Origin of the sequence: Agrobacterium sp. LY4, from assembly GCF_001526585.1 — a bacterium.
GTDB lineage: Bacteria > Pseudomonadota > Alphaproteobacteria > Rhizobiales > Rhizobiaceae > Agrobacterium > Agrobacterium leguminum.
This window is the reverse complement of sequence record NZ_ASYA01000055.1, coordinates 70,856-89,898: the sequence shown is the minus strand read 5'-3', so window position 1 is coordinate 89,898 and position 19,043 is coordinate 70,856. Positions and strand designations below refer to the sequence as shown.

The 19,043-nt window shown below is 60.1% G+C and carries 21 protein-coding genes; 18 read left to right on the top strand and 3 right to left on the bottom strand.

Features of this window, described 5'->3' with window-relative positions; genetic code table 11:
* Positions 1–38: 38 nt before the first annotated feature.
* Both L904_RS26340 and L904_RS26335 read left to right on the top strand, forming a co-directional pair.
* A complete protein-coding gene (locus L904_RS26340; protein ID WP_020812222.1) occupies positions 39–863 on the top strand; it encodes a TIGR00282 family metallophosphoesterase in 825 nt (274 codons plus the stop codon).
* Positions 864–976: 113 nt separating this feature from the next.
* Positions 977–1,819, top strand: a complete 843-nt coding sequence (locus tag L904_RS26335) for an MBL fold metallo-hydrolase (RefSeq protein ID WP_020812221.1) — start codon at positions 977–979, stop codon at positions 1,817–1,819.
* Between the two features lie 38 nt (positions 1,820–1,857).
* Here the strand turns inward: L904_RS26335 and L904_RS26330 are convergent, their stop codons facing one another.
* Entirely contained in the window at positions 1,858–2,361 is a 504-nt protein-coding gene (locus tag L904_RS26330) for a pyridoxamine 5'-phosphate oxidase family protein (RefSeq protein ID WP_031234299.1), read from the bottom strand.
* Between the two features lie 194 nt (positions 2,362–2,555).
* Here L904_RS26330 and L904_RS26325 point away from each other — a divergent pair, with 194 nt between their 5' ends.
* Complete coding sequence (locus L904_RS26325) at positions 2,556–3,302, top strand: YebC/PmpR family DNA-binding transcriptional regulator (RefSeq protein WP_003523214.1); 747 nt, start codon at positions 2,556–2,558, stop codon at positions 3,300–3,302.
* A 47-nt stretch (positions 3,303–3,349) separates the two neighbouring features.
* Here the strand turns inward: L904_RS26325 and L904_RS26320 are convergent, their stop codons facing one another.
* Both L904_RS26320 and L904_RS26315 read right to left on the bottom strand, forming a co-directional pair.
* On the bottom strand, positions 3,350–4,351 hold the full coding sequence (locus tag L904_RS26320; RefSeq protein WP_031234298.1) for an LLM class flavin-dependent oxidoreductase: 1,002 nt from the start codon (positions 4,349–4,351) through the stop codon (positions 3,350–3,352).
* A gap of 130 nt (positions 4,352–4,481) precedes the next feature.
* Positions 4,482–6,791, bottom strand: coding sequence for a methyl-accepting chemotaxis protein (locus L904_RS26315; RefSeq protein ID WP_020812219.1), 2,310 nt, complete (start codon positions 6,789–6,791; stop codon positions 4,482–4,484).
* A gap of 247 nt (positions 6,792–7,038) precedes the next feature.
* Between L904_RS26315 and ruvC the strand changes: the two genes are divergently transcribed.
* The 15 genes from ruvC to tilS all read left to right on the top strand — a co-directional run bounded on the left by ruvC (position 7,039) and on the right by tilS (position 19,030).
* Positions 7,039–7,551 (top strand): crossover junction endodeoxyribonuclease RuvC, encoded by a 513-nt coding sequence (ruvC, locus tag L904_RS26310; protein ID WP_020812218.1) that lies wholly within the window; start codon positions 7,039–7,041, stop codon positions 7,549–7,551.
* A 32-nt stretch (positions 7,552–7,583) separates the two neighbouring features.
* Complete coding sequence (gene ruvA, locus L904_RS26305; protein WP_035263130.1) at positions 7,584–8,201, top strand: Holliday junction branch migration protein RuvA; 618 nt, start codon at positions 7,584–7,586, stop codon at positions 8,199–8,201.
* Between the two features lie 125 nt (positions 8,202–8,326).
* Complete coding sequence (ruvB, locus tag L904_RS26300) at positions 8,327–9,367, top strand: Holliday junction branch migration DNA helicase RuvB (protein WP_031234297.1); 1,041 nt, start codon at positions 8,327–8,329, stop codon at positions 9,365–9,367.
* 52 nt (positions 9,368–9,419) lie between these two features.
* On the top strand, positions 9,420–9,638 hold the full coding sequence (locus L904_RS26295; RefSeq protein WP_080657615.1) for a DUF2945 domain-containing protein: 219 nt from the start codon (positions 9,420–9,422) through the stop codon (positions 9,636–9,638).
* Between the two features lie 36 nt (positions 9,639–9,674).
* Entirely contained in the window at positions 9,675–10,256 is a 582-nt protein-coding gene (locus L904_RS26290) for a DinB family protein (protein ID WP_020812216.1), read from the top strand.
* Complete coding sequence (locus L904_RS26285) at positions 10,253–10,777, top strand: NUDIX hydrolase (protein ID WP_020812215.1); 525 nt, start codon at positions 10,253–10,255, stop codon at positions 10,775–10,777. Before L904_RS26290 ends, L904_RS26285 begins: the two co-directional genes overlap by 4 nt.
* Positions 10,774–11,310, top strand: coding sequence for an NUDIX hydrolase (locus L904_RS26280; RefSeq protein ID WP_020812214.1), 537 nt, complete (start codon positions 10,774–10,776; stop codon positions 11,308–11,310). Before L904_RS26285 ends, L904_RS26280 begins: the two co-directional genes overlap by 4 nt.
* Positions 11,307–11,747 (top strand): tol-pal system-associated acyl-CoA thioesterase, encoded by a 441-nt coding sequence (gene ybgC, locus L904_RS26275; RefSeq protein WP_020812213.1) that lies wholly within the window; start codon positions 11,307–11,309, stop codon positions 11,745–11,747. The genes L904_RS26280 and ybgC overlap by 4 nt, the downstream gene beginning before the upstream one ends.
* A 261-nt stretch (positions 11,748–12,008) precedes the next feature.
* A complete protein-coding gene (tolQ, locus tag L904_RS26270) occupies positions 12,009–12,728 on the top strand; it encodes a protein TolQ (RefSeq protein ID WP_003523238.1) in 720 nt (239 codons plus the stop codon).
* Positions 12,729–12,780: 52 nt separating this feature from the next.
* Complete coding sequence (gene tolR, locus L904_RS26265) at positions 12,781–13,239, top strand: protein TolR (RefSeq protein WP_003523240.1); 459 nt, start codon at positions 12,781–12,783, stop codon at positions 13,237–13,239.
* A gap of 9 nt (positions 13,240–13,248) precedes the next feature.
* Positions 13,249–14,418, top strand: coding sequence for a cell envelope integrity protein TolA (locus L904_RS26260; protein ID WP_003523241.1), 1,170 nt, complete (start codon positions 13,249–13,251; stop codon positions 14,416–14,418).
* 20 nt (positions 14,419–14,438) lie between these two features.
* On the top strand, positions 14,439–15,746 hold the full coding sequence (tolB, locus tag L904_RS26255) for a Tol-Pal system beta propeller repeat protein TolB (protein ID WP_003523242.1): 1,308 nt from the start codon (positions 14,439–14,441) through the stop codon (positions 15,744–15,746).
* A gap of 210 nt (positions 15,747–15,956) precedes the next feature.
* Positions 15,957–16,490: a peptidoglycan-associated lipoprotein Pal gene (gene pal, locus L904_RS26250; protein WP_003506243.1), complete on the top strand. Its 534-nt coding sequence runs from the start codon at positions 15,957–15,959 to the stop codon at positions 16,488–16,490.
* A gap of 158 nt (positions 16,491–16,648) precedes the next feature.
* On the top strand, positions 16,649–17,665 hold the full coding sequence (gene ybgF / locus L904_RS26245) for a tol-pal system protein YbgF (protein ID WP_003523244.1): 1,017 nt from the start codon (positions 16,649–16,651) through the stop codon (positions 17,663–17,665).
* A 27-nt stretch (positions 17,666–17,692) separates the two neighbouring features.
* The gene (gene tilS / locus L904_RS26240; RefSeq protein WP_020810669.1) at positions 17,693–19,030 is read left to right on the top strand and encodes a tRNA lysidine(34) synthetase TilS; all 1,338 of its coding nucleotides are present in this window, start codon (positions 17,693–17,695) and stop codon (positions 19,028–19,030) included.
* The last annotated feature ends 13 nt before the right edge of the window (positions 19,031–19,043 follow it).

Genomic DNA, 19,043 nt, shown 5'->3' with positions numbered 1-19,043 from the left:
GACGAAATCCAAAGAACATACGCAAAACGGGGCGGTGAATGAGACTTCTTTTTCTCGGAGATATGGTTGGCAAGACCGGACGCACGGCTGTCTGGGAGCGGTTGCCGGGGCTGATTTCCGACCTGAAGCTGGATTTCGTCATCGTCAACGGTGAAAACGCTGCCGGCGGTTTCGGCATCACCGAGGATATCTATCTCGAGACCATCAATGCTGGCGCCGATGTGGTGACCACCGGCAACCATGTCTGGGATCAGAAGGAAGCGGTTTCCTTCTGCGAGCGCCACGACCAGTTCCTGCGGCCCGCCAATTATCCTGACGGTACGCCGGGCAAGGGCTCGGGAATTTTTTATGCCCGCAACGGCGCGCGTGTGCTCGTCGCCAACATCATGGGCCGGGTCTTCATGCATCCGGAACTGGACGACCCCTTCAAGTCGGCGGAAAACATTCTTGCCGCCTGCCCGCTGAAGGAGCAGGCCGACGCCATCATTTTCGATTTCCACGCGGAAGCGACCAGCGAAAAACAGTGTTTCGGCCATTTCGTTGATGGGCGCGCTAGTTTCGTTGTCGGCACCCACACCCATGTTCCGACCGCCGATGCCCAGATATTGAACGGCGGAACCGCCTATATGTCGGATGCCGGCATGTGCGGCGATTATGACAGTTCGCTTGGCATGGAGAAGGAAGAGCCGATCAACCGCTTCATTTCCAAAATGCCGAAGGGCCGTTTCGAGGCTGCGAGCGGACCTGCAACGATCTGCGGTGTCGGCGTTGAGATTTCCGACCGAACCGGACTTGCGGAAAAGATTGCGCCGCTGCGCATCGGACCGCGACTTTCGGAAACCCTGCCATCCTTCTGGGTTTAATCTTCCCCGAAGCGTTCACAATGACGAGAGTGTAAGCCTTCCGTTGCTCTTGTAACTGGACGCTCGCCAAAACCTGTCCCATCCTCTCAGCTTCGCAAGTTCAGGGGAGTGGCATGATGCTGCGCGTGCTAATGCTTGCAATAGCGGGGCTGATCGCCTGTTCGGGAGCGGCCTTCTCCCAGACGGCGAGCCGTCCTCCCGTCAGCCAGTGCCAGGCGATCGCCAGCAACATTCCGGGCGTCATGTTCGCGAGCTTCAATCCGTCGGGTGTTCAGCTGGCGCAGGCGACGGCGAAGGAAGAGGTGAAGATCAGCTTCATCGGCCATTCCACCTATCTGATCGAAAGCCCCGGCGGTGTGACCATCGCCACCGATTATAACGGCGTCTATCGTCCGCCCGTCACGCCGACGGTGGTGACGATGAACCGGGCGCATTCGACGCATTTTACCCTCAGTCCGGACCCGGCCATTCAATATGTGCTGCATGGCTGGAGCGATACGCCGGGAGAAAAGGCCGAGCACAAGGTTCTGGTGGGCGATGTCTATATCCGCAATGTCGCAACCGATATCCGCAACCGCTGGGGCGATTACGAGTCCTTTCAGGAGAACGGCAATTCCATCTTCATCTTCGAGGTTGCCGGGCTTTGCATCGGCCATCTCGGGCATCTGCATCATGAGTTGACGGATACGCATTATGCCGAGATCGGCCGTCTGGATGTGCTGATGGTGCCGGTGGATGGCGGGCTGACCATGGGTGCCGACAGCATGAGCCGGGTGGTCAAGCGTCTGCGCTCCGCGCTTATCCTGCCGATGCACCGCACCGGCCCGCCGCTGGAGCAGTTTCTGACGATGTTCGGCGAAAGTTTCCGCATTGCCTATGCGACCGATCCGGTGATCCGGGTTTCGATGAGGAACCTTCCCCGCCAGCCGCAGATACTGGTGCCGAAGGGCATGTAGCATGGCGACAGGCGAGGAGGGCCGGGGAGAGCCGTTTCTCAGGCAAAGGTGAGGTGCTGGCGGACGCCGACGTCAGGCGTCTTGTCATCCGACATGTTCGCCTTGGCGATTTCCCAGCCGAATTTCAGCGTGCTGTCCGTCGAAGCCCAGATATCGGCATCGTCGACATGCAACGCCAGCATGGTCAGTTGCGGGTCGCTTTTGCCATGTTCGTACCAGGCCGCCGTGACGGAGTTCCAATATTCGTCGATCTTGGTTTTGTCGTCGCGCGCTTCGAGGATGCCTGAAAGGCAGGCGTGGTAGTCATGATCCTTGCCCACCACGCAGAAATGCGCCCGGGAGCCGGATTTCAGCGATTTTACCAGATCGGTGTCTTTTTTGGAGAAAAACCAGATGGTGTTGGTCTTGGGGTCAGCATGAGGCGCCATGGGCTGCATGTGGTTGTGCAGTCCTTCGAGACCGAGCATGCCGGCATGGACGGAATTGATCTCGTCCCATAGCTGGCGGGCCGGTGCTTCTCGTGCTTCAGTCAGGCTGACCATATGTTTTCTCCTTTGGGTCTCATGCTGCGACGGAGGAAAAATGCCCTGTTCCGCCGCGTTCATGATCAGAACGAAGAGCGGATAAATCAGTTCCTTCTGTTGTTGCGGCAAGAGAAAGCGCTTGCGGGGTTGAATGGCGCGGCTATCGCACTTATAAGGCCCGCAATCTCCAAATTACGACAATCAGGTTTTCCATGGCTGGTCATTCACAGTTCAAGAACATCATGCACCGCAAGGGCAAGCAGGACTCCGTGCGGTCCAAAATGTTTTCCAAGCTTGCGCGCGAAATCACCGTTGCGGCAAAGACGGGCATGCCCGACCCGAACATGAACCCGCGCCTGCGTCTGGCAATCCAGAACGCCAAGGCCCAGTCCATGCCGAAGGACAATATCGAGCGCGCGATCAAGAAGGCCTCCGGCGCCGATGGCGAAAACTATGACGAAGTCCGCTACGAGGGTTACGGCCCGGGCGGCGTTGCCGTCATCGTCGAGGCCCTGACGGACAACCGCAACCGCACCGCCTCCAACGTTCGCTCCATCTTCACCAAGGCCGGTGGTGCGCTTGGCGAAACCGGTTCGGTCTCCTTCTCCTTCGACCGGGTTGGCGAAATCTCCTACAAGGCTGAAGTCGGCGATGCCGACAAGGTCATGGAAGCCGCCATCGAGGCCGGTGCCGACGACGTCGAATCCAGCGAAGACGGCCACACCATCATCTGCGGTTTCGAAGCGATGAACGAGGTTTCCAAGGCGCTGGAAGGCGTGCTGGGCGAAGCCGAAAGCGTCAAGGCCATCTGGAAGCCGCAGAACACGGTGCCGGTGGATGAAGAAAAGGCGCAGTCGCTGATGAAGCTCATCGACAATCTCGAAGACGATGACGACGTACAGAACGTCTATTCCAACTTCGAAGTGTCCGAAGAAATTCTCGCCAAGCTTTCCGCCTGACGTCTTTCAAAAAAGCCCCGGCAGCGATCCGCTCCGGGGCTTTTTGTTTAGGCGGCCTTCTTTATGGAGGTCCGCACGGCGGCAAAAATCTCCACGGATCGCAGCCGCTTTTCGATGTCATGGATCGGCATGGAAACGATCAGCTCATCCGCCTGCGTTTCCGCCAGGAAACCGTCGAGATGGCGCTGGATCGTCTCAGGCGAGCCCACGGCTGCGAAACGCAGCGTGTGTTCGACAGAGAAACGTTCCATCTCGTTCCAGTAATCGTCCATGCTGTGCACCGGCTTCGGAAACTGCGTGCGCACGTTGCGGCGCAGGTTGACGAATTGCTGCTGCGACGAGGTGAAGAGATGCTGCGCCTCCTCGTCCGTATCGGCGCCGACCCCCATCACACCCACCATCACATAGGGCTTGTCCAGCACTTCGGAGGGCTGGAAGCGCTCGCGATAGATATGGATCGCTTCCATCAGCATGTCAGGGGCAAAATGCGAGGCGAAGGAATAGGGCAGGCCGAGGGCTGCGGCGAGATGCGCGCTATAGGTGCTGGAGCCGAGCAGCCAGATCGGCACATTCGAATTCATGCCGGGCACGGCGAGAATCGCCTGATCCTGCTGCGGCGGGCCGAGGTAACGCTGGAGTTCGACGATATCGTGCGGGAAATTTTCCGCGCCGGCATCGAGATTGCGGCGCAGCGCCCGTGCCGTGCGCATGTCGGTTCCAGGCGCACGGCCGAGACCGAGATCGACACGGCCGGGAAGCAGCGCCGCAAGCGTGCCGAATTGTTCGGCGATGACGAGCGGGGAGTGGTTGGGCAGCATGATGCCGCCGGAACCGACGCGGATATGTTTCGTGGCCGCGCCCACATGGGCGATGACGAGCGATGTCGCCGCACTGGCAATGCCCGGCATGCCGTGGTGCTCCGCCAGCCAGATGCGGTTATAGCCGTGTTCTTCGGCCTTGATCGCCATTCGGCGGGAATTTTCAAGCGCCTCGCTGACGCTCTCGCCTTCGCCGATGGGCGAAAGGTCGAGAATGGAAAAGGGGATCATCCGACGCTCCTGCGAAATTTAAATCTTTGCTGCGGATGTAAGGCGCGTGTCCCGATTTACCAGTGAAGTCGCGCAGAATTGAAGGATGGTTCAAAAAAATTGGGGCCTCCGGAGAGGCCCCTTTGCTTTTTCAGCCTGCCCGCCGAATTTGTCGGGCGTTGTGATTGCCTGCCGCATCCCGGTCGGAAGCCAGCGTGAATTGTCCAAGCCTGCCGTCCATTTCACCCGCTTCGGAGGCGAGATTGTGAATGGCGGCCGTCGTTTCTTCCACCATGGCGGCATTCTGCTGGGTCATGGTGTCGAGGCTGGCGACGGTGCTGTTGATTTCCGAGAGCGTGTGCGCTTCCTCGCGGGTGGAGTCCATGATCTCCTCGATGCGCGCGCTGATGGTCTGCACATGCTTGCCGATGCCGGAAAGCGACGTGCCTGCTTTTTCCACCAGCGCCACGCCGGCGGAAACCTCGTCGGTGGAGCGTTTCAGCAGGCTGGTGATCTCCTTTGCGGCCGCTGCCGAACGCTGCGCCAGTTCGCGCACCTCCTGCGCCACGACCGCAAAGCCCTTGCCTGCTTCGCCTGCGCGGGCTGCCTCCACGCCGGCATTGAGGGCGAGAAGATTGGTCTGAAAGGCGATTTCATCGATGACGCCGATGATCTGGTTGATCTGGCGTGATGAGGTCTGGATCGCTTCCATGGCGGCGATGGTCTGCTCCATCACGCGGCTGGATGCCGTGGCCTCCGCGCTGGCGTCGCGGGCGATCCGCGTTGCCAGTTCGGCGCGTTCGATCTGGTCGCGAACGGCTTCGGTGATCGCCTTGATGGCGCTTGCCGTTTCGGTGATGGAAGCTGCCTGCCGCTCGGTGCGTTCGGCGAGCTGGTCGGCGCCCACCCGCATTTCCTCGGAACCGCCACGAACTGCGGCGGAGTTGCCGCCGATGGCCTGCATGGTTTCGCTGAGCCGGGAAAGCGCCGTGTTGAAGTTATGACGCAGGCTTTCGAGATCGTCGGGGAAGACGGTTTCGATACGATAGGCGAGGTTGCCGTTCGCCAGCCGGTCCAGACCTTCATCCAGGGAATGCACGACCATCTGCAGGGTGCCGGCCTCGGCCTCCCGTTCCGCAAGATGCGCGCGGCGGGCCGTTTCGGCTTCCTCCCGCGTGCGTGATGCGGTTTCTTCCATCTCCCGCTGCAGGATGAGCTTTTCGCGGAAACTGCCGAGCGCCTGCGCCATGCGGCCGATCTCGTCCTTTCGGTCCTGATTGCCGATCTCCGCATCGAGACGGCCTGCGGCCACTTCGCCGGTCAATCCTGCAAGCTTTTCCAGCGGTGCAAAGAGACGCCGCGCGAAAAAGGCCGTGGCCGCGCACATGGCCGCCAGAACGCAAAGGCCGATCACGGCAAGCGTGCCGGCAATCGAAACCGAGCCCGCATTCAATTCGCTGCGCAGCATGCTTTCCACCGCGAGATATTTTTCCCCGGCAAAGGAGAAGGGGCGGGCATAGGCATTGGCCTCGCCATCCGCACGGTCGATCTTGGCAATCGTCATGCCCGTCGTATTCAGCGCTTGTCCATGGAAACCATAGATTGCCGGATCGAGGCCGACCAGCCTGTTGCCCTCCACGCCGATAACCTTGCCATCGGCGGAAACGATCGCGGACTGTTCGGAACTGCCGGCCGTCACACCCTTCGTGAGGATCTGGCTGAAGACCTCTTCCTTGACCCGGAAGAGGACGATGCCCTTGAACGCGCCGAACTTGACGACTGGAACGCCGAAATAAATGCCGGCTTCTTTCGTGGCGGCATCGATGCGCAGGCCGGAGAAGCTGGTCTGCGCTACGTCGTTTACGGCCTTTTCGGCATTCGCGGCACCACGCGCGAAAGCCGCGCCGAGGCCGCTTTCCGCCCAGGCGCCGCCTGTGACGGTTTCCCCGAAAGCCGATCCTTTCAGGTAAGAGTAATAGACCGTGCCTGCGGGATCGATGAAGAGAACGTCGCTGAACGGCGTTCCCTGCAGATAACCGCCAATATCCGTCTGGGTCTTTTCGTGGGTGGAATAATAAAAGCCGCTCGGGCTTTCCGGCTTGATCAGCTTTTCCTTTTCGCCAAAGGGGTTTTCCTTGACGAAGACGCGCTGCAGTTCCGCCCTCGCGTCGCCGGAGTTCTTCTGCACGGTCGCCCAGCCGCTGCGCATGGAGACGACAGCCATTTGCAGGGATTCGATCTTGGCAATGGAATCCGCCTGCGTTTTCAGCTGCTCAAGACGCTCCTGAAGCATGTCGCCGCGAAAGACGAGAATGCTCTCCATGGATTTCGACGCCTGTTCTTCGAGAACGCCGCTGCTGCTTTGATAGCCGAGAAGTGTCAGAGCCCCGGTCGAGATCGCCATCAGCGCCAGGAAAATCGCCAGCACTTTGGTGGATATGGAATGAAAACGGTTCAGCATGGCCGATGCAGCCCCCAATGCCGGATCAGTTCCCGCGCCAAGCATGTGGCGCCACCGGATGGCTGATATGGCTCAAATATTATGCTGCGGATCATCATGTCCGCAGCTCCCCTTTTTTTGGTTTTGTGGGGGAACAATGCGGTACGCGGTTTAAGCAGAGGTAAATGCTGCACTGCAAATTTGATGAATGTTGTCGTTTTGTTCACTTATCGCTGGCAGGGTCGCAGCCGGAAAGATAAGGTGCCTCATGCAAAAGACGATTCGAATCATCGGCATTGACCCCGGATTAAGGCGCACCGGCTGGGGGGTGATCGACACCCTCGGCAACAGCCTGCGGTTTGTCGCCTCCGGCACGGTGACGTCGGACGGCGATATGGATCTGGCCTCGCGGCTCTGCCAGCTGCATGACGGGCTGGCGGATATCGTGCACAGCCATCAGCCCGATGAAGCGGCGGTGGAGCAGACTTTCGTTAACAAGGATGCGGTTGCGACCCTGAAACTCGGCCAGGCGCGCGGCATAGCCATGCTGGTTCCGGCACGCGCAGGGTTGTCGGTCTTCGAATATGCGCCGAACGCGGTCAAGAAGGCCGTGATCGGTGTAGGGCACGGCGAAAAGCAGCAAATTCACATGATGCTGAAAATCCTGATGCCGAAGGCCGAATTCAAGGGTAACGATGCGGCGGACGCGCTCGCCATCGCAATCTGCCACGCCCACAATCGCGGCGGTGACAGGATGCGGCGACTGCTGGCGGCCGGTTGAATATTTAGAGTCTCATTGCAGCGGGCGGCATCATGATCGGAAAACTGAAGGGCAGCATCGAGGAAATCGGCGCGGACCATGTGCTGGTGGATGTGCACGGCGTCTGTTACGTCGCCTATTGTTCGGCGCGCACGCTGTCGAAAATCGGCTCCGTCGGGGAGGCGGTGGTGCTGTTCATCGAAACCTATGTGCGTGAAGACCAGCTGAAGCTCTTCGGCTTTCTCTCCGCGCTGGAGCGGGAATGGTTCAATCTTTTGCAAAGCGTGCAGGGCGTGGGCTCGAAAGTGGCCTTGGCCGTTCTTTCCACGCTGTCGCCCTCCGAACTGGCCAATGCCATCGCGCTACAGGACAAAACGATGATCTCACGCGCGCCGGGCGTCGGGCCAAAGGTGGCGGTGCGTCTTGTGACCGAGCTTCGCAACAAGGCTCCGGCCTTTGCGGGAGAGGCTTCCGCCTCAATCGGCCTCAAGCAGGAGCTTGGCGAAGGCGTCGCGTCCGCGCCGGTAGCGGATGCCGTTTCCGCGCTCACCAATCTCGGCTATTCGCGTGACCAGGCCGCCAATGCGGTTGCCGCCGCACTGAAGAACGGCGGGGAGGGCGGCGACAGCGCCAAGCTGATCCGGCTCGGGCTGAAAGAGCTTTCGCGGTAGGCCGGGCGCGGTACACATGGTGTTCGGGCGCGATGTTGAATTTCGTGAAGCGCCTTGGCGTGACAGTCATGATATAGCGGCGAAGACCACCTCATGAATTCGTTTAGAACAATGGAATGCCCTGAATGAGCGATGCGGACAGACTGATTTCGGCGGACAAGCGCGGTGAGGACATCGACACCACCCTGCGTCCGCAATCGCTGGACGATTTTACCGGCCAAGCGGAGGCCCGCGCCAATCTCAAGGTATTTATCGAGGCGGCCAAGAACCGTGGCGAAGCGCTGGATCATGTGTTGTTCGTCGGCCCGCCCGGTCTCGGCAAGACCACGCTGGCGCAGATCATGGCCAAGGAGCTTGGCGTCAACTTCAAGTCGACATCCGGCCCTGTCATCGCCAAGGCGGGCGATCTTGCCGCACTTCTGACCAATCTCGAGGAGCGCGACGTACTCTTCATCGATGAAATCCACCGTCTCAACCCGGCGGTGGAAGAGATTCTCTATCCGGCAATGGAGGATTTCCAGCTCGACCTCATCATCGGCGAAGGACCGGCGGCACGTTCGGTGAAGATCGATCTTTCCAAATTCACCCTTGTCGCCGCGACGACCCGTCTTGGGCTTTTGACGACGCCGCTGCGCGACCGTTTCGGCATTCCCGTCCGGTTGGCTTTCTACACCGTCGACGAACTGGAACTGATCGTCCGGCGCGGCGCGCGGCTGATGGGGCTGAACATGACCGACGAGGGCGCGCGCGAGGTGGCAAGGCGTGCCCGCGGCACGCCGCGTATCGCCGGACGGCTATTGCGCCGCGTGCGCGATTTCGCCGAGGTGGCGCGGGCGGAAGCGGTCACGCGCGAGATCGCCGATGAGGCTTTGACCCGGCTTCTGGTCGACAAAATGGGTCTCGACCAGCTCGACATGCGGTATCTGACCATGATCGCCGTCAATTTCGGCGGAGGCCCGGTTGGCATCGAAACCATCGCCGCCGGCCTTTCGGAGCCGCGCGACGCCATCGAGGATATTATCGAACCCTATATGATCCAGCAGGGCTTCATCCAGCGCACGCCGCGCGGCCGTATTCTGACCGGCACGGCCTGGAAACATCTGGGGATGCAGCCGCCGAAGGATCTTGAGGCGGCGCAGTTCCGGCTGACGCTGGAGGAGGATTGAGGGAACAAGCCCAGTGTGCCGGCATTTGATCGTCTTTGGCACGGAGATGATCATGTCGGTGTATCGCAAGGGCACGAAGGTCCGATGGAACTGGGGCAGTGGTACCGGTGAAGGTAAAATCGTCGAGATTTTCACGGATGATGTCGAACGCACCATCGCCGGCTCCAGAATAAAGCGGAAAGCGAGCAGGCAGGAGCCCGCCTATCTGATCGAGCAGGAAGACGGCGCCAGTGTTCTGAAAAGCAGATCGGAGCTGGAACGCGTCGATTGAACGACGCCGTCCTTCGGCGGCAATGGAGGAGCCTTCATGTCTTACGATCCGCTGCGGGTCTTCCGCAAACTTGCGCGCAACAACAGGCTGGCCAATTTTCGGCTGCATCAGGCTTGTCTTCAGCTTTCGCAGGAAGCGTTCGTCGCCTCTCGTGTGAGTTTCTTTCCAACGCTGCGCGCGACGCTGAACCACATCTACACCGTCGACCTTTTTTATATCGATGCCCTGCAGGGTGGCACACTTGGCCTTGCGGCCTTTGCCGAAGAAGAGCCTTTCGCCACCATGGCGGATCTGCGTGTCGCCCAGACGGAGTTGGACGAGGTGCTGATCGCATTTGTCGACAGTCTCGATGAAGACGGCCTTGCGGCTAACGTCAATATCCATCGCGGCGCGCGTATCCAGCAGGATCGCTGCGACGATGTTCTGTCGCATCTCTTCCAGCACCAGACGCATCATCGCGGGCAGGCGCATGCGATGTTGTCCGGCACAGCGATCAAGCCGCCGCAACTGGATGAATTCATTGTGGGAGATGACGCAAAAGCAAGAAAAGAAGAGATGGATGCGCTAGGGTGGACGGAAACCGATTTGATGTTTCCAGCCCGCAGGTCAGCGCCATGACACACGATACCAAGCAGGACACCCGTATCCGCATGAAGTTCAAGCCGAAGCGCATTTTCCAGATGCGGGTGGCGGGACTGGCGTTTCGCGATGGCCACGTGCTGGTGCACCGGGCGTCGCATGAAAAATTCTGGACCTTTCCGGGCGGCCGTGCCGAAATGGGCGAACGCTCCGAAGAAACGCTGGCGCGCGAAATGGTGGAAGAGCTTGGCGTCGAGGCCAAGATCGGGCGGCTTCTCTGGGCGGTCGAAAATTTCTTTCACTACGAAGGCAAGGACTGGCACGAACTCGGATTTTATTACCTGATGGACCTGCCGGAGACGCTGGCCTTTCATCCGACCGATATCATTCACCGCGTTCAGGACGGCGATAACGAACTGGAGTTCCGCTGGGTTGTGGCAACCCGTCAGGCATTGACGGAGCTTGATATTCCGCCCTATTTCATCGCCGACGAAATAGAGCACCTGCCGAAGGCCACGAGACACCTCGTCTGGCATGACGGCGACCTGGACGATAAATGACCTCTGCCCCCGAACGCCACATGATCCGGCTGGACCGGAAACCGCAGCTTTTCAGCATGCGCGTGGCGGCGCTGATCTTTCAGAACGGCCATGTTCTCGTCCAGCGCGGTGCGAAGGACAGTTACTGGGCCTTGCCCGGCGGGCGGGCCGAAATCGGCGAAAGCTCGCAGGAAACCATCATCCGCGAGATCGGCGAGGAGCTTGACCGGGATTGCTCGGTCGAGCGTCTTCTCTGGTCGGCCGAGAATTTTTTCGCCTATGACGATTTTGCGGCGCATGAACTCGGATTTTATTATCTCGTTTCGCTTCGCCAGCCCCTGCCGTTCCATGAAAGCGATATCGTGCATCGGGTGCTGGATGGCGTCGAAGTGGAGTTCCGCTGGCTGCCCGCGCAGCCTTCCGCGCTTCTGAAGAGCGATCTGAGGCCCCGTTTCATCGCGGAGCGTATCGAGGCGCTGCCGCAACGGCATGAGCATCTTATCGTCCGCGAAGGACGTCGCGATGCAGTTGAAATTCCCAAGGAGATAGTATGAGCGAGCTTGTGGTTTCGCTTTCGGGTGAGCTTATCGAACATGGCCACCGCCTGACGCAGCGTGTCTATTACGAGGATACGGATTTCTCCGGCCTCGTTTATCACGCGCGTTACCTGCATTTTCTCGAGCGCGGCCGCACGGACTACCTGCGTTGCCTCGGCTGCGAACAAAGCGCGCTTCTGACCGCTGACGAAGAAGGTCTGGTCTTCGTCGTGCATCGCATGGAGATCGATTTCAAAAGCCCGGCGCGGATGGATGACGTGTTGACGATCACCACCGTTACCGAGAAAGCCGGTGGCGCGAAAATGGTGCTCAATCAGGAAATCCGGCGCGGCGAAACGCTGCTGGTCGCCGCCAAGGTCATCATCGCCGTCATCAACGCCAATGGTCGCCCAAGGCGTCTTCCGGAGACAGTGGCGGAAAAATTCCTGAAGTAATTGACGGCCCGGTCCAGTAAATCCATCCGGCGTGGCCCGGCTGTAACACTCCTTTAACCATAATGGTGTCTTACTTTAGCAACTGGCATTTGTGCGGCGCACGCCTTCCTTTCACCAAATTTATTGGCAAGTAAGGCTTACTGGCAAGTATCGGGGTATGGCTAAGGGGTTGGCGGCTGTTGCCGCAGGACTTCGAGCGTTAACACGCGTTTGAATCGCCCGGTCCCGTACCGGGCGTTTGGATTCGGGGATTGGATATTTATGGAACAGGCAGGTTTGGCAGCGGCGACGCACGATGTAAGTCTCTGGGCACTGTTTATGCAGGCGGGCCTCATCGTGAAGCTCGTGATGATCGGACTTATCGCCGCCTCGGTCTGGACGTGGGCGATCGTCTTTGACAAATATGTGAGCTTCGGCAAGGCAAGACGCCAGTTCGACCAGTTCGAACAGGTCTTCTGGTCTGGCCAGTCGCTCGAAGAGCTTTATCGCACGCTGGCGGAGCGCCAGAATGGCGGTCTTGCGGCGATTTTCGTTTCCGCCATGCGCGAATGGAAGAAATCCTTCGAGCGCGGCGCACGCTCGCCCATCGGTCTGCAGATGCGCATCGACCGGGCGATGGACGTGACCATGGCGCGAGAAAGCGAACAATACGAGGCGCGCCTCGGTTCGCTCGCCACCATCGGTTCGGCCGGTCCCTTCATCGGTCTCTTCGGTACGGTTGTGGGTATCATGACCTCGTTCCAGGCGATTGCCGGTTCGAAGTCCACCAACCTTGCGGTCGTGGCGCCGGGTATCGCCGAAGCGCTTCTGGCGACCGCCATCGGCCTTGTCGCGGCTATTCCCGCGGTTATCGCCTACAACAAGTTCACGGCCGACGCGCACAAGCTTTCCGCCCGCATGGAAGGTTTCGCCGACGAGTTCTCCGCGATCCTGTCGCGCCAGATCGATGAAAAACTTCAGACGCGGCAGGCCGCCCAGTAAGTGGCCGCATGCTGTGCAGTAATTTGCCGCAAGGCAAAATGGAGTAAATGATATGGGTATGTCAGCAGGTGGCAGCGGCGGCGGTTCCGGTGGACGCCGGGGGCGCGGCGGACGACGCAGGGGCGGCGCGATAAGCGAGATCAACGTGACGCCGCTGGTCGACGTCATGCTCGTGCTGCTCATCATCTTCATGGTGGCGGCGCCGATGATGACGGTCGGCGTGCCGATCGATCTGCCGCAGACATCCGCCAATGCGCTGAACTCGGACACGCAGCCGATCACCATTTCCGTCAACGCCAATGGCCAGATCCATTTGCAGGAAACGGAAATCCAGGCGGCCGAAGTGGCCGACAAGCTGCAGGCAATCGCCACGACAGGTTATAACGAACGCATCTTCGTGCGCGCGGATTCCGTTGCCGCTTACGGCGTCGTTGCCGATGTGATGGCGCGCATCCAGGCGGCGGGCTTCAAGAATATCGGCCTTGTGACCCAGCAGAAACAGGACAATTGACGTAAAACGATGAAGGGCAGCCTTACCACATCCGCGATCGTGCATGCGTCGCTTCTGGCTTTCGCCCTCGTTTCCCTGGGCTCGCCGGAGCCGCTTGACGTGTCGCAGGCCGAGGCCCTGCCGGTGGAACTGGTGCCCATCGAGGAGCTGAGCCAGATCCAGCAGGGCGACAAGAACGCGCCGAAAGCGGAAAAATCGGCCCCGGTCCCGACCACGCGGCCGGATATTGTCGAGAACGCCCAGAATGTCGGCAACAACACGGTCGATCTTGACGCGCCGCCGACGCCGACCACCAAGCCCAACGACAATATCAGCGCCGCCGCTCCGCCAAAGCAGGAAAAGCCGCAACCCGTCGTCGACACCAAGGCGAACGAGGTAAAGGAAATCGTCAAGGAAGAAACCTCGGCTCCGAAGCCGCAAGAAATGGCCGCCTTGCCGCAGACCAAGCCTGAGATCGCACCGCAGCCGAAGACGGAGCCGCCGCCGCAGGAAACCAAGGCCGAAGAGCCGCCGCCCGCGCAGCAGGAACCGGCCGAAATCCCCGTGCCGCAGAACGTGCCGCGTCCGAACTCCCGTCCCGAGCCGCCGAAGCCGGAAGAGCCGAAGCAGGCCGAAACCAAGCCTGCCGAGCAGAAGCCCGCGGAAAAACCGGCCGAGACCAAGCCCGATCAGGCGAAGTCCACCGACAAGCCTTCCGACAAGAAGCCCGGCGAGAAGAAGCAGGAGACTGCGAAATCGGCTTCTTCGAAGGAAAGCGATTTTAACGCTGACGATATCGCCGCGCTTTTGAACAAACAGGCCCCATCGGGCGGCGGCGCCAAGCGCTCCACCCAGCAGGCCTCGCTTGGCGGCAAGAAGACGACGGGCGGTTCGACGCTCAGCCAGACGGAAATGGATGCGCTGCGTGGCGCGATCCAGAAGAACTGGCAGATCATTCCCGGCATGGCGGATGCCTCGGACGTTCGCGTCCGGGTCACTATGAAGCTCGACCGTGATGGAACCATCATCGGTCGGCCCGAGATTGAGGCGACCGGCGGTTCCGAAGGGACGCGTCGTGCTCTTTCCGGCGGAGCTTATCGCGCCATCATGCGTTCTGCTCCGTTCACCAACCTTCCTGCCGACAAATATGACGCATGGAACGAAGTTGTCGTGAACTTCGATCCCAGTGAATTGCTATGAATGCTGAAAGGCCTGGCAACATGAAGATATTTTCGCCGATCCGGCTGGTGCTCGCTGTTGCGGCCCTCATGTCGGTTTTCTCCGCACCGGCTTTTGCGCGGGTGGAAATCAACATCAACAAAGGCAATGTCGAGCCGCTGCCAATCGCCATCACCGACTTCATGTCGAGCGACGGCATCGGCGCGCAGGTTTCCGCGGTCATTGCCGCCGACCTGCAGCGTTCCGGCCTTTTTGCGCCGGTCAACAAGAACGCCTTCATCGAAAAGATCAGCAATCCGGATCAGCAGCCGCGTTTCGAGGACTGGAAGGTCATCAACGCACAGGCGCTCGTGACCGGCCGTGTCACGCGTGAAAGCGATGGCCGCCTGCGCGCCGAATTCCGCCTGTGGGATACGTTCGCCAACCAGCAGATGACTGGCCAGCAGTTCTTTACCCAGCCGGAAAACTGGCGCCGCGTCGCCCACATCATCGCCGACGCCATCTATGAGCGCATCACCGGTGAAAAGGGCTACTTCGACACCCGCGTCGTTTTCGTCTCTGAAAGCGGCCCGAAAACGGCCCGCAAGCGCCAGCTCTCGATCATGGATCAGGATGGCTTCAACGTCCGCAATCTCACCAACTCGAACGACATCGTCCTGACGCCGCGTTTCTCGCCGAACCGTCAGGAAGTGACCTACATGTCCTTCGAAGGCCAGCAGCCGCGCGTTTATCTGTTGCAGCTGGAAACCGGACAGCGCGAAGTCGTCGGCAATTTCCCCGGCATGACCTTCTCGCCGCGCTTCTCGCCGGATGGCCAGAAGGTCATCATGAGCCTGCAGCAGGATGGCAACGCCAATATCTACACGATGGACCTGCGCTCTCGCACCACGACGCGGCTGACGAACACGTCGGCGATCGATACGGCGCCGTCCTATTCGCCCGACGGTCAGCGCGTCGCCTTCGAAAGCGACCGTGGCGGCCGCCAGCAGATTTACGTCATGAATGCCGATGGTTCCGGCCAGCAGCGCGTTTCCTTCGGCGATGGTTCCTATTCCACGCCGGTCTGGTCGCCGCGCGGCGATCTGATCGCCTTCACCAAGCAGTCGGGCGGAAAGTTCTCGATCGGCGTGATGAAGACCGACGGTTCGGGCGAGCGCATCCTGACCAGCGGTTTCCACAATGAAGGCCCGACCTGGGCGCCGAACGGCCGCGTGCTGATGTTCTTCCGCCAGAACGCCGGTGCGGGCGGTCCGCAGCTCTATTCGATCGACCTGACGGGCTACAACGAGCAGCTCATCAAGACGCCGACTTTCGCTTCGGATCCGGCATGGTCGCCGCTTCTGGACTGATATGACTGCCATGACGGCGCCGGCATGAACCGGCGCCGTCATGTTTTACTTAATACCATGGGGAAGTGCGCCTCTTTCTTGCCGCAAAGTGTTGTGAGGGAGCAAAAAAATGGGACATTTCCTTTCTGTTAACCATAAGCGTTTGCCGGCTATTAACCGCGATCAGTTAGTGTCCGGCAACGTTATTGAAATCCTAAGGAGAGACCGGCGATGAGCCGTACACATATTTCGGCACTCAGCCCCATGCAGAAACTGGCCCGTAACCCGGCTGTCATCGCCATGACGCTCGCGCTCGCTCTCGCAGGCTGCGCGAACAAGAAGAACATGCCGAACAGCGCCGGTGAACTTGGCCTTGGTGGCGCGGGCTCCGCAACGCCGGGCTCCCAGCAGGACTTCACGGTCAATGTCGGCGACCGCATCTTCTTCGACACCGACTCGACCTCTATCCGCGCTGACGCCCAGCAGACCCTGCAGCGCCAGGCTCAGTGGCTCGCCCGTTACCCGAACTACGCCATCACCGTTGAAGGCCATGCCGACGAACGCGGCACGCGCGAATACAACCTGGCGCTCGGCGCCCGTCGTGCGGCTGCAACCCGCGACTTCCTGGCTTCCCAGGGTGTTCCGGCAAACCGCATGAAGACGATCTCCTACGGCAAGGAAAAGCCGGTCGCCGTTTGCGACGACATCTCCTGCTGGTCGCAGAACCGCCGCGCCGTGACGGTTCTCGGTGGCGCGGGCATGTGATTGCCTGACGTTATTGTGATCTTGAATGAAAGGCGGTCTTTGGGCCGCCTTTTGTTTTTTTCATAGTTTGGCCGAAGTTAAGTTGCTTTTTCGGTTGATATGGAAAAAATCCGGCTTGCGCCATTCCGGTGCAAATCAGTTAAGGCAGGACGAATGAGATGAAGAAACTTGTCGTGGCGGGAATGCTGGGGCTTGCAGCCTGCACCGGCTTGAGCGGCATCGCCGTTTCGGGTCCGCTGTTCGGTGCGGGGGGTAGCTTCGGCACGATCAACTCTCAGCAGCCCCCGGTCGTCCGGGTTCAGGCCAATGAAGCCTATCGGGTTCAGCAGCTTGAAGAACAGATCCGGCAGCTCAACGGCCGTATCGAGGAAATGAGCTTCCAGCTTCTGCAGATGCAGGAAACGATCCGCAAGGCGCAGGAAGACAATGAGTTCCGCTTCCAGGAACTGGAGAGCGGCAATGCCGGCGGCAAGGGTGCAAGCCCGACCGCTGCACCGAAAAAGAAGGCGGAAGCCAGTCCGGTCAATCCGGCCTCACCGCCGACCGACGACGTTGCAACGATCATCGAAACGCCACCCGAGGGTGGCGCTTCCGTTTCTCCGTCTGCTCCCTCCACCGCCCCGACAGGCGCACCGGGAGAGACGACGCTCGGCTCCATCGAGCTTGATTCCAAGGGAATGCCGGTTGGCGGTACGTTGAATCAGGGCGCTAACAATTCCTCCGCCAGCCTTCCGGGCGTTAGCACGGGCAATAGCCAGCGCAAGACGGATCCGGTGAATACGGCGGCGCTTACCAGCGAAGGCGATATTTATCAGGCCGCTTACGGCCATGTTCTTTCCGGTGACTACAAGCTGGCGGAACAGGGGTTCCAGCAATATCTTCAGGGTTATCCCAAGGGCACGAAGGCTGCGGATGCGAGCTTCTGGCTGGGCGAAGCGCAATATTCCCAGGGCAAGTTCAACGAGGCCGCAAAGACCTTCCTGAACGGCCATCAGGCCTACGGCAAATCTCCGAAGGCGCCGGAAATGCTGATGAAGCTCGGCATGTCGCTTGCCGCTCTCGACAATACCGAAACCGCCTGCGCCACGCTGCGCGAGGTGCCGAAGCGTTATCCCAATGCTTCTAAGACCGTGCTGAGCAAGGTTGCCAGCGAACAGAAACGGCTGAGCTGCTGATTTTTCCCTGCGATCGCGGGTATTTCCATGCCGGTTGATGCCCGCATTCTGAACGAAAAGACTGTTGCGCCGCTCGCGGCGGCGAGGTCTTTTGTCGAAAATCTCCACACACCCGCCCATATCCTCGTCGCAATCTCTGGAGGCAGTGATTCCACCGGTCTGTTGCTGGCCTTGCATGAGGCAATGGCGGAGATGGATCGGGATGGCTTGCGCCTTTCCGCCGTCACCGTAGACCATGCGCTGAGAGCGGAATCTGCCGATGAGGCGCGCAAGGTGGCGATGCTCTGCGCCGAACTCGGCATCCCCCACGTTACCCGCCGATGGGACGGTGCCAAACCGGCCTCCGGCCTCTCCGAAGCCTCCCGGCTTGCCCGCTACCGCCTGATTGCCGAGGTCGCCCGCGAGACCGGAGCCGATCTTGTCGTGACGGGACATACAATCGGCGACCAGCGCGAAACCGTGGCGATGCGCGCCGCCCGCAGCGGCGGCTCTGACAATCTCGGTCTCTCCGGCATGGCGGATGCGGTCTTATACGATGGCCGCCACTGGATCATGCGGCCGTTCCTGATGTGTGAGAGGCAGGCGATCCGTGACTATGTGTCTTCCCGCTCGCGCGGCTGGCTTGACGATCCGAGCAATGAAAATACCCGATATGAGAGGGTGCGTGTACGGCAGGCGCTTCCCGTCTCTCCCGTCCGGATCGATGCGGAAACCTCTCTTAAAAGACAGGCGCTTTCCGAAACAACGGCCACCTTCCTGCGCGGTCATACACAGGTTTTCCACGCTGCGCTCGCCAGATTGGCCGGCGATGGCGTCAATCCCGATCGTCCCGAGTTCCGGCATGGGCTGGCGGCGCTGATCGCCACCCTTGGCGGAAGGGCATATTTTCCGGCTGCAAGCAGCATGGAACGTGTTCTGCGGTTTCTCAAAACGGCTGAACGCGGGCGACTGACGGTCGGTCGCGTCCTGCTCGATCGCCGGCGGGACGGGCTCTATATGTTCCGCGAGCAGCGAAACCTGCCGGAGCTTAACATTGGCGCAAACGACCAAGGGCTATGGGACGATCGTTTCCTCGTAAAGAACGGATCGGCTTTTCCAGTCCACGTCAAAGCGCGCAGGGTCGGTGACGCTGCGGAAGCGGCCGCGCTTTTTCCGTCCGTACCGGCCGGGGTGGCGAAACAGGCAATGGCGGGGCTGCCGCAAATTGCCGCAGCGGCCGATGAGCCGGGTTCGCGGGCGGATGCCGTCACCATCACGCCGAGGCTCGCACCTTTCGATCTTTTCCTGTCGCGTTTCGACCTTGAGTTGGCGAATGCAATCGCCAATTTATTCGGGCGGACGGCATATCCACAGCCCCCGGTTTAAATCCGGCCTCTTT

Bases quoted from the DNA above. Each gene is read 5' to 3' on its own strand.
- pal (WP_003506243.1), top strand. From the start codon at position 15,957: ATGAGCCGTACACATATTTCGGCACTCAGCCCCATGCAGAAACTGGCC.
- L904_RS26285 (WP_020812215.1), top strand. From the start codon at position 10,253: ATGACACACGATACCAAGCAGGACACCCGTATCCGCATGAAGTTCAAG.
- L904_RS26325 (WP_003523214.1), top strand. From the start codon at position 2,556: ATGGCTGGTCATTCACAGTTCAAGAACATCATGCACCGCAAGGGCAAG.
- ybgF (WP_003523244.1), top strand. From the start codon at position 16,649: ATGAAGAAACTTGTCGTGGCGGGAATGCTGGGGCTTGCAGCCTGCACC.
- L904_RS26280 (WP_020812214.1), top strand. From the start codon at position 10,774: ATGACCTCTGCCCCCGAACGCCACATGATCCGGCTGGACCGGAAACCG.
- L904_RS26290 (WP_020812216.1), top strand. From the start codon at position 9,675: ATGTCTTACGATCCGCTGCGGGTCTTCCGCAAACTTGCGCGCAACAAC.
- L904_RS26330 (WP_031234299.1), bottom strand. From the start codon at position 2,361: ATGGTCAGCCTGACTGAAGCACGAGAAGCACCGGCCCGCCAGCTATGG.
- ruvB (WP_031234297.1), top strand. From the start codon at position 8,327: ATGAGCGATGCGGACAGACTGATTTCGGCGGACAAGCGCGGTGAGGAC.
- L904_RS26340 (WP_020812222.1), top strand. From the start codon at position 39: ATGAGACTTCTTTTTCTCGGAGATATGGTTGGCAAGACCGGACGCACG.
- tolB (WP_003523242.1), top strand. From the start codon at position 14,439: ATGAAGATATTTTCGCCGATCCGGCTGGTGCTCGCTGTTGCGGCCCTC.
- tolR (WP_003523240.1), top strand. From the start codon at position 12,781: ATGGGTATGTCAGCAGGTGGCAGCGGCGGCGGTTCCGGTGGACGCCGG.
- ruvA (WP_035263130.1), top strand. From the start codon at position 7,584: ATGATCGGAAAACTGAAGGGCAGCATCGAGGAAATCGGCGCGGACCAT.
- tolQ (WP_003523238.1), top strand. From the start codon at position 12,009: ATGGAACAGGCAGGTTTGGCAGCGGCGACGCACGATGTAAGTCTCTGG.
- tilS (WP_020810669.1), top strand. From the start codon at position 17,693: ATGCCGGTTGATGCCCGCATTCTGAACGAAAAGACTGTTGCGCCGCTC.
- ruvC (WP_020812218.1), top strand. From the start codon at position 7,039: ATGCAAAAGACGATTCGAATCATCGGCATTGACCCCGGATTAAGGCGC.
- L904_RS26320 (WP_031234298.1), bottom strand. From the start codon at position 4,351: ATGATCCCCTTTTCCATTCTCGACCTTTCGCCCATCGGCGAAGGCGAG.
- L904_RS26335 (WP_020812221.1), top strand. From the start codon at position 977: ATGATGCTGCGCGTGCTAATGCTTGCAATAGCGGGGCTGATCGCCTGT.
- L904_RS26295 (WP_080657615.1), top strand. From the start codon at position 9,420: ATGTCGGTGTATCGCAAGGGCACGAAGGTCCGATGGAACTGGGGCAGT.
- L904_RS26315 (WP_020812219.1), bottom strand. From the start codon at position 6,791: ATGCTGAACCGTTTTCATTCCATATCCACCAAAGTGCTGGCGATTTTC.
- ybgC (WP_020812213.1), top strand. From the start codon at position 11,307: ATGAGCGAGCTTGTGGTTTCGCTTTCGGGTGAGCTTATCGAACATGGC.
- L904_RS26260 (WP_003523241.1), top strand. From the start codon at position 13,249: ATGAAGGGCAGCCTTACCACATCCGCGATCGTGCATGCGTCGCTTCTG.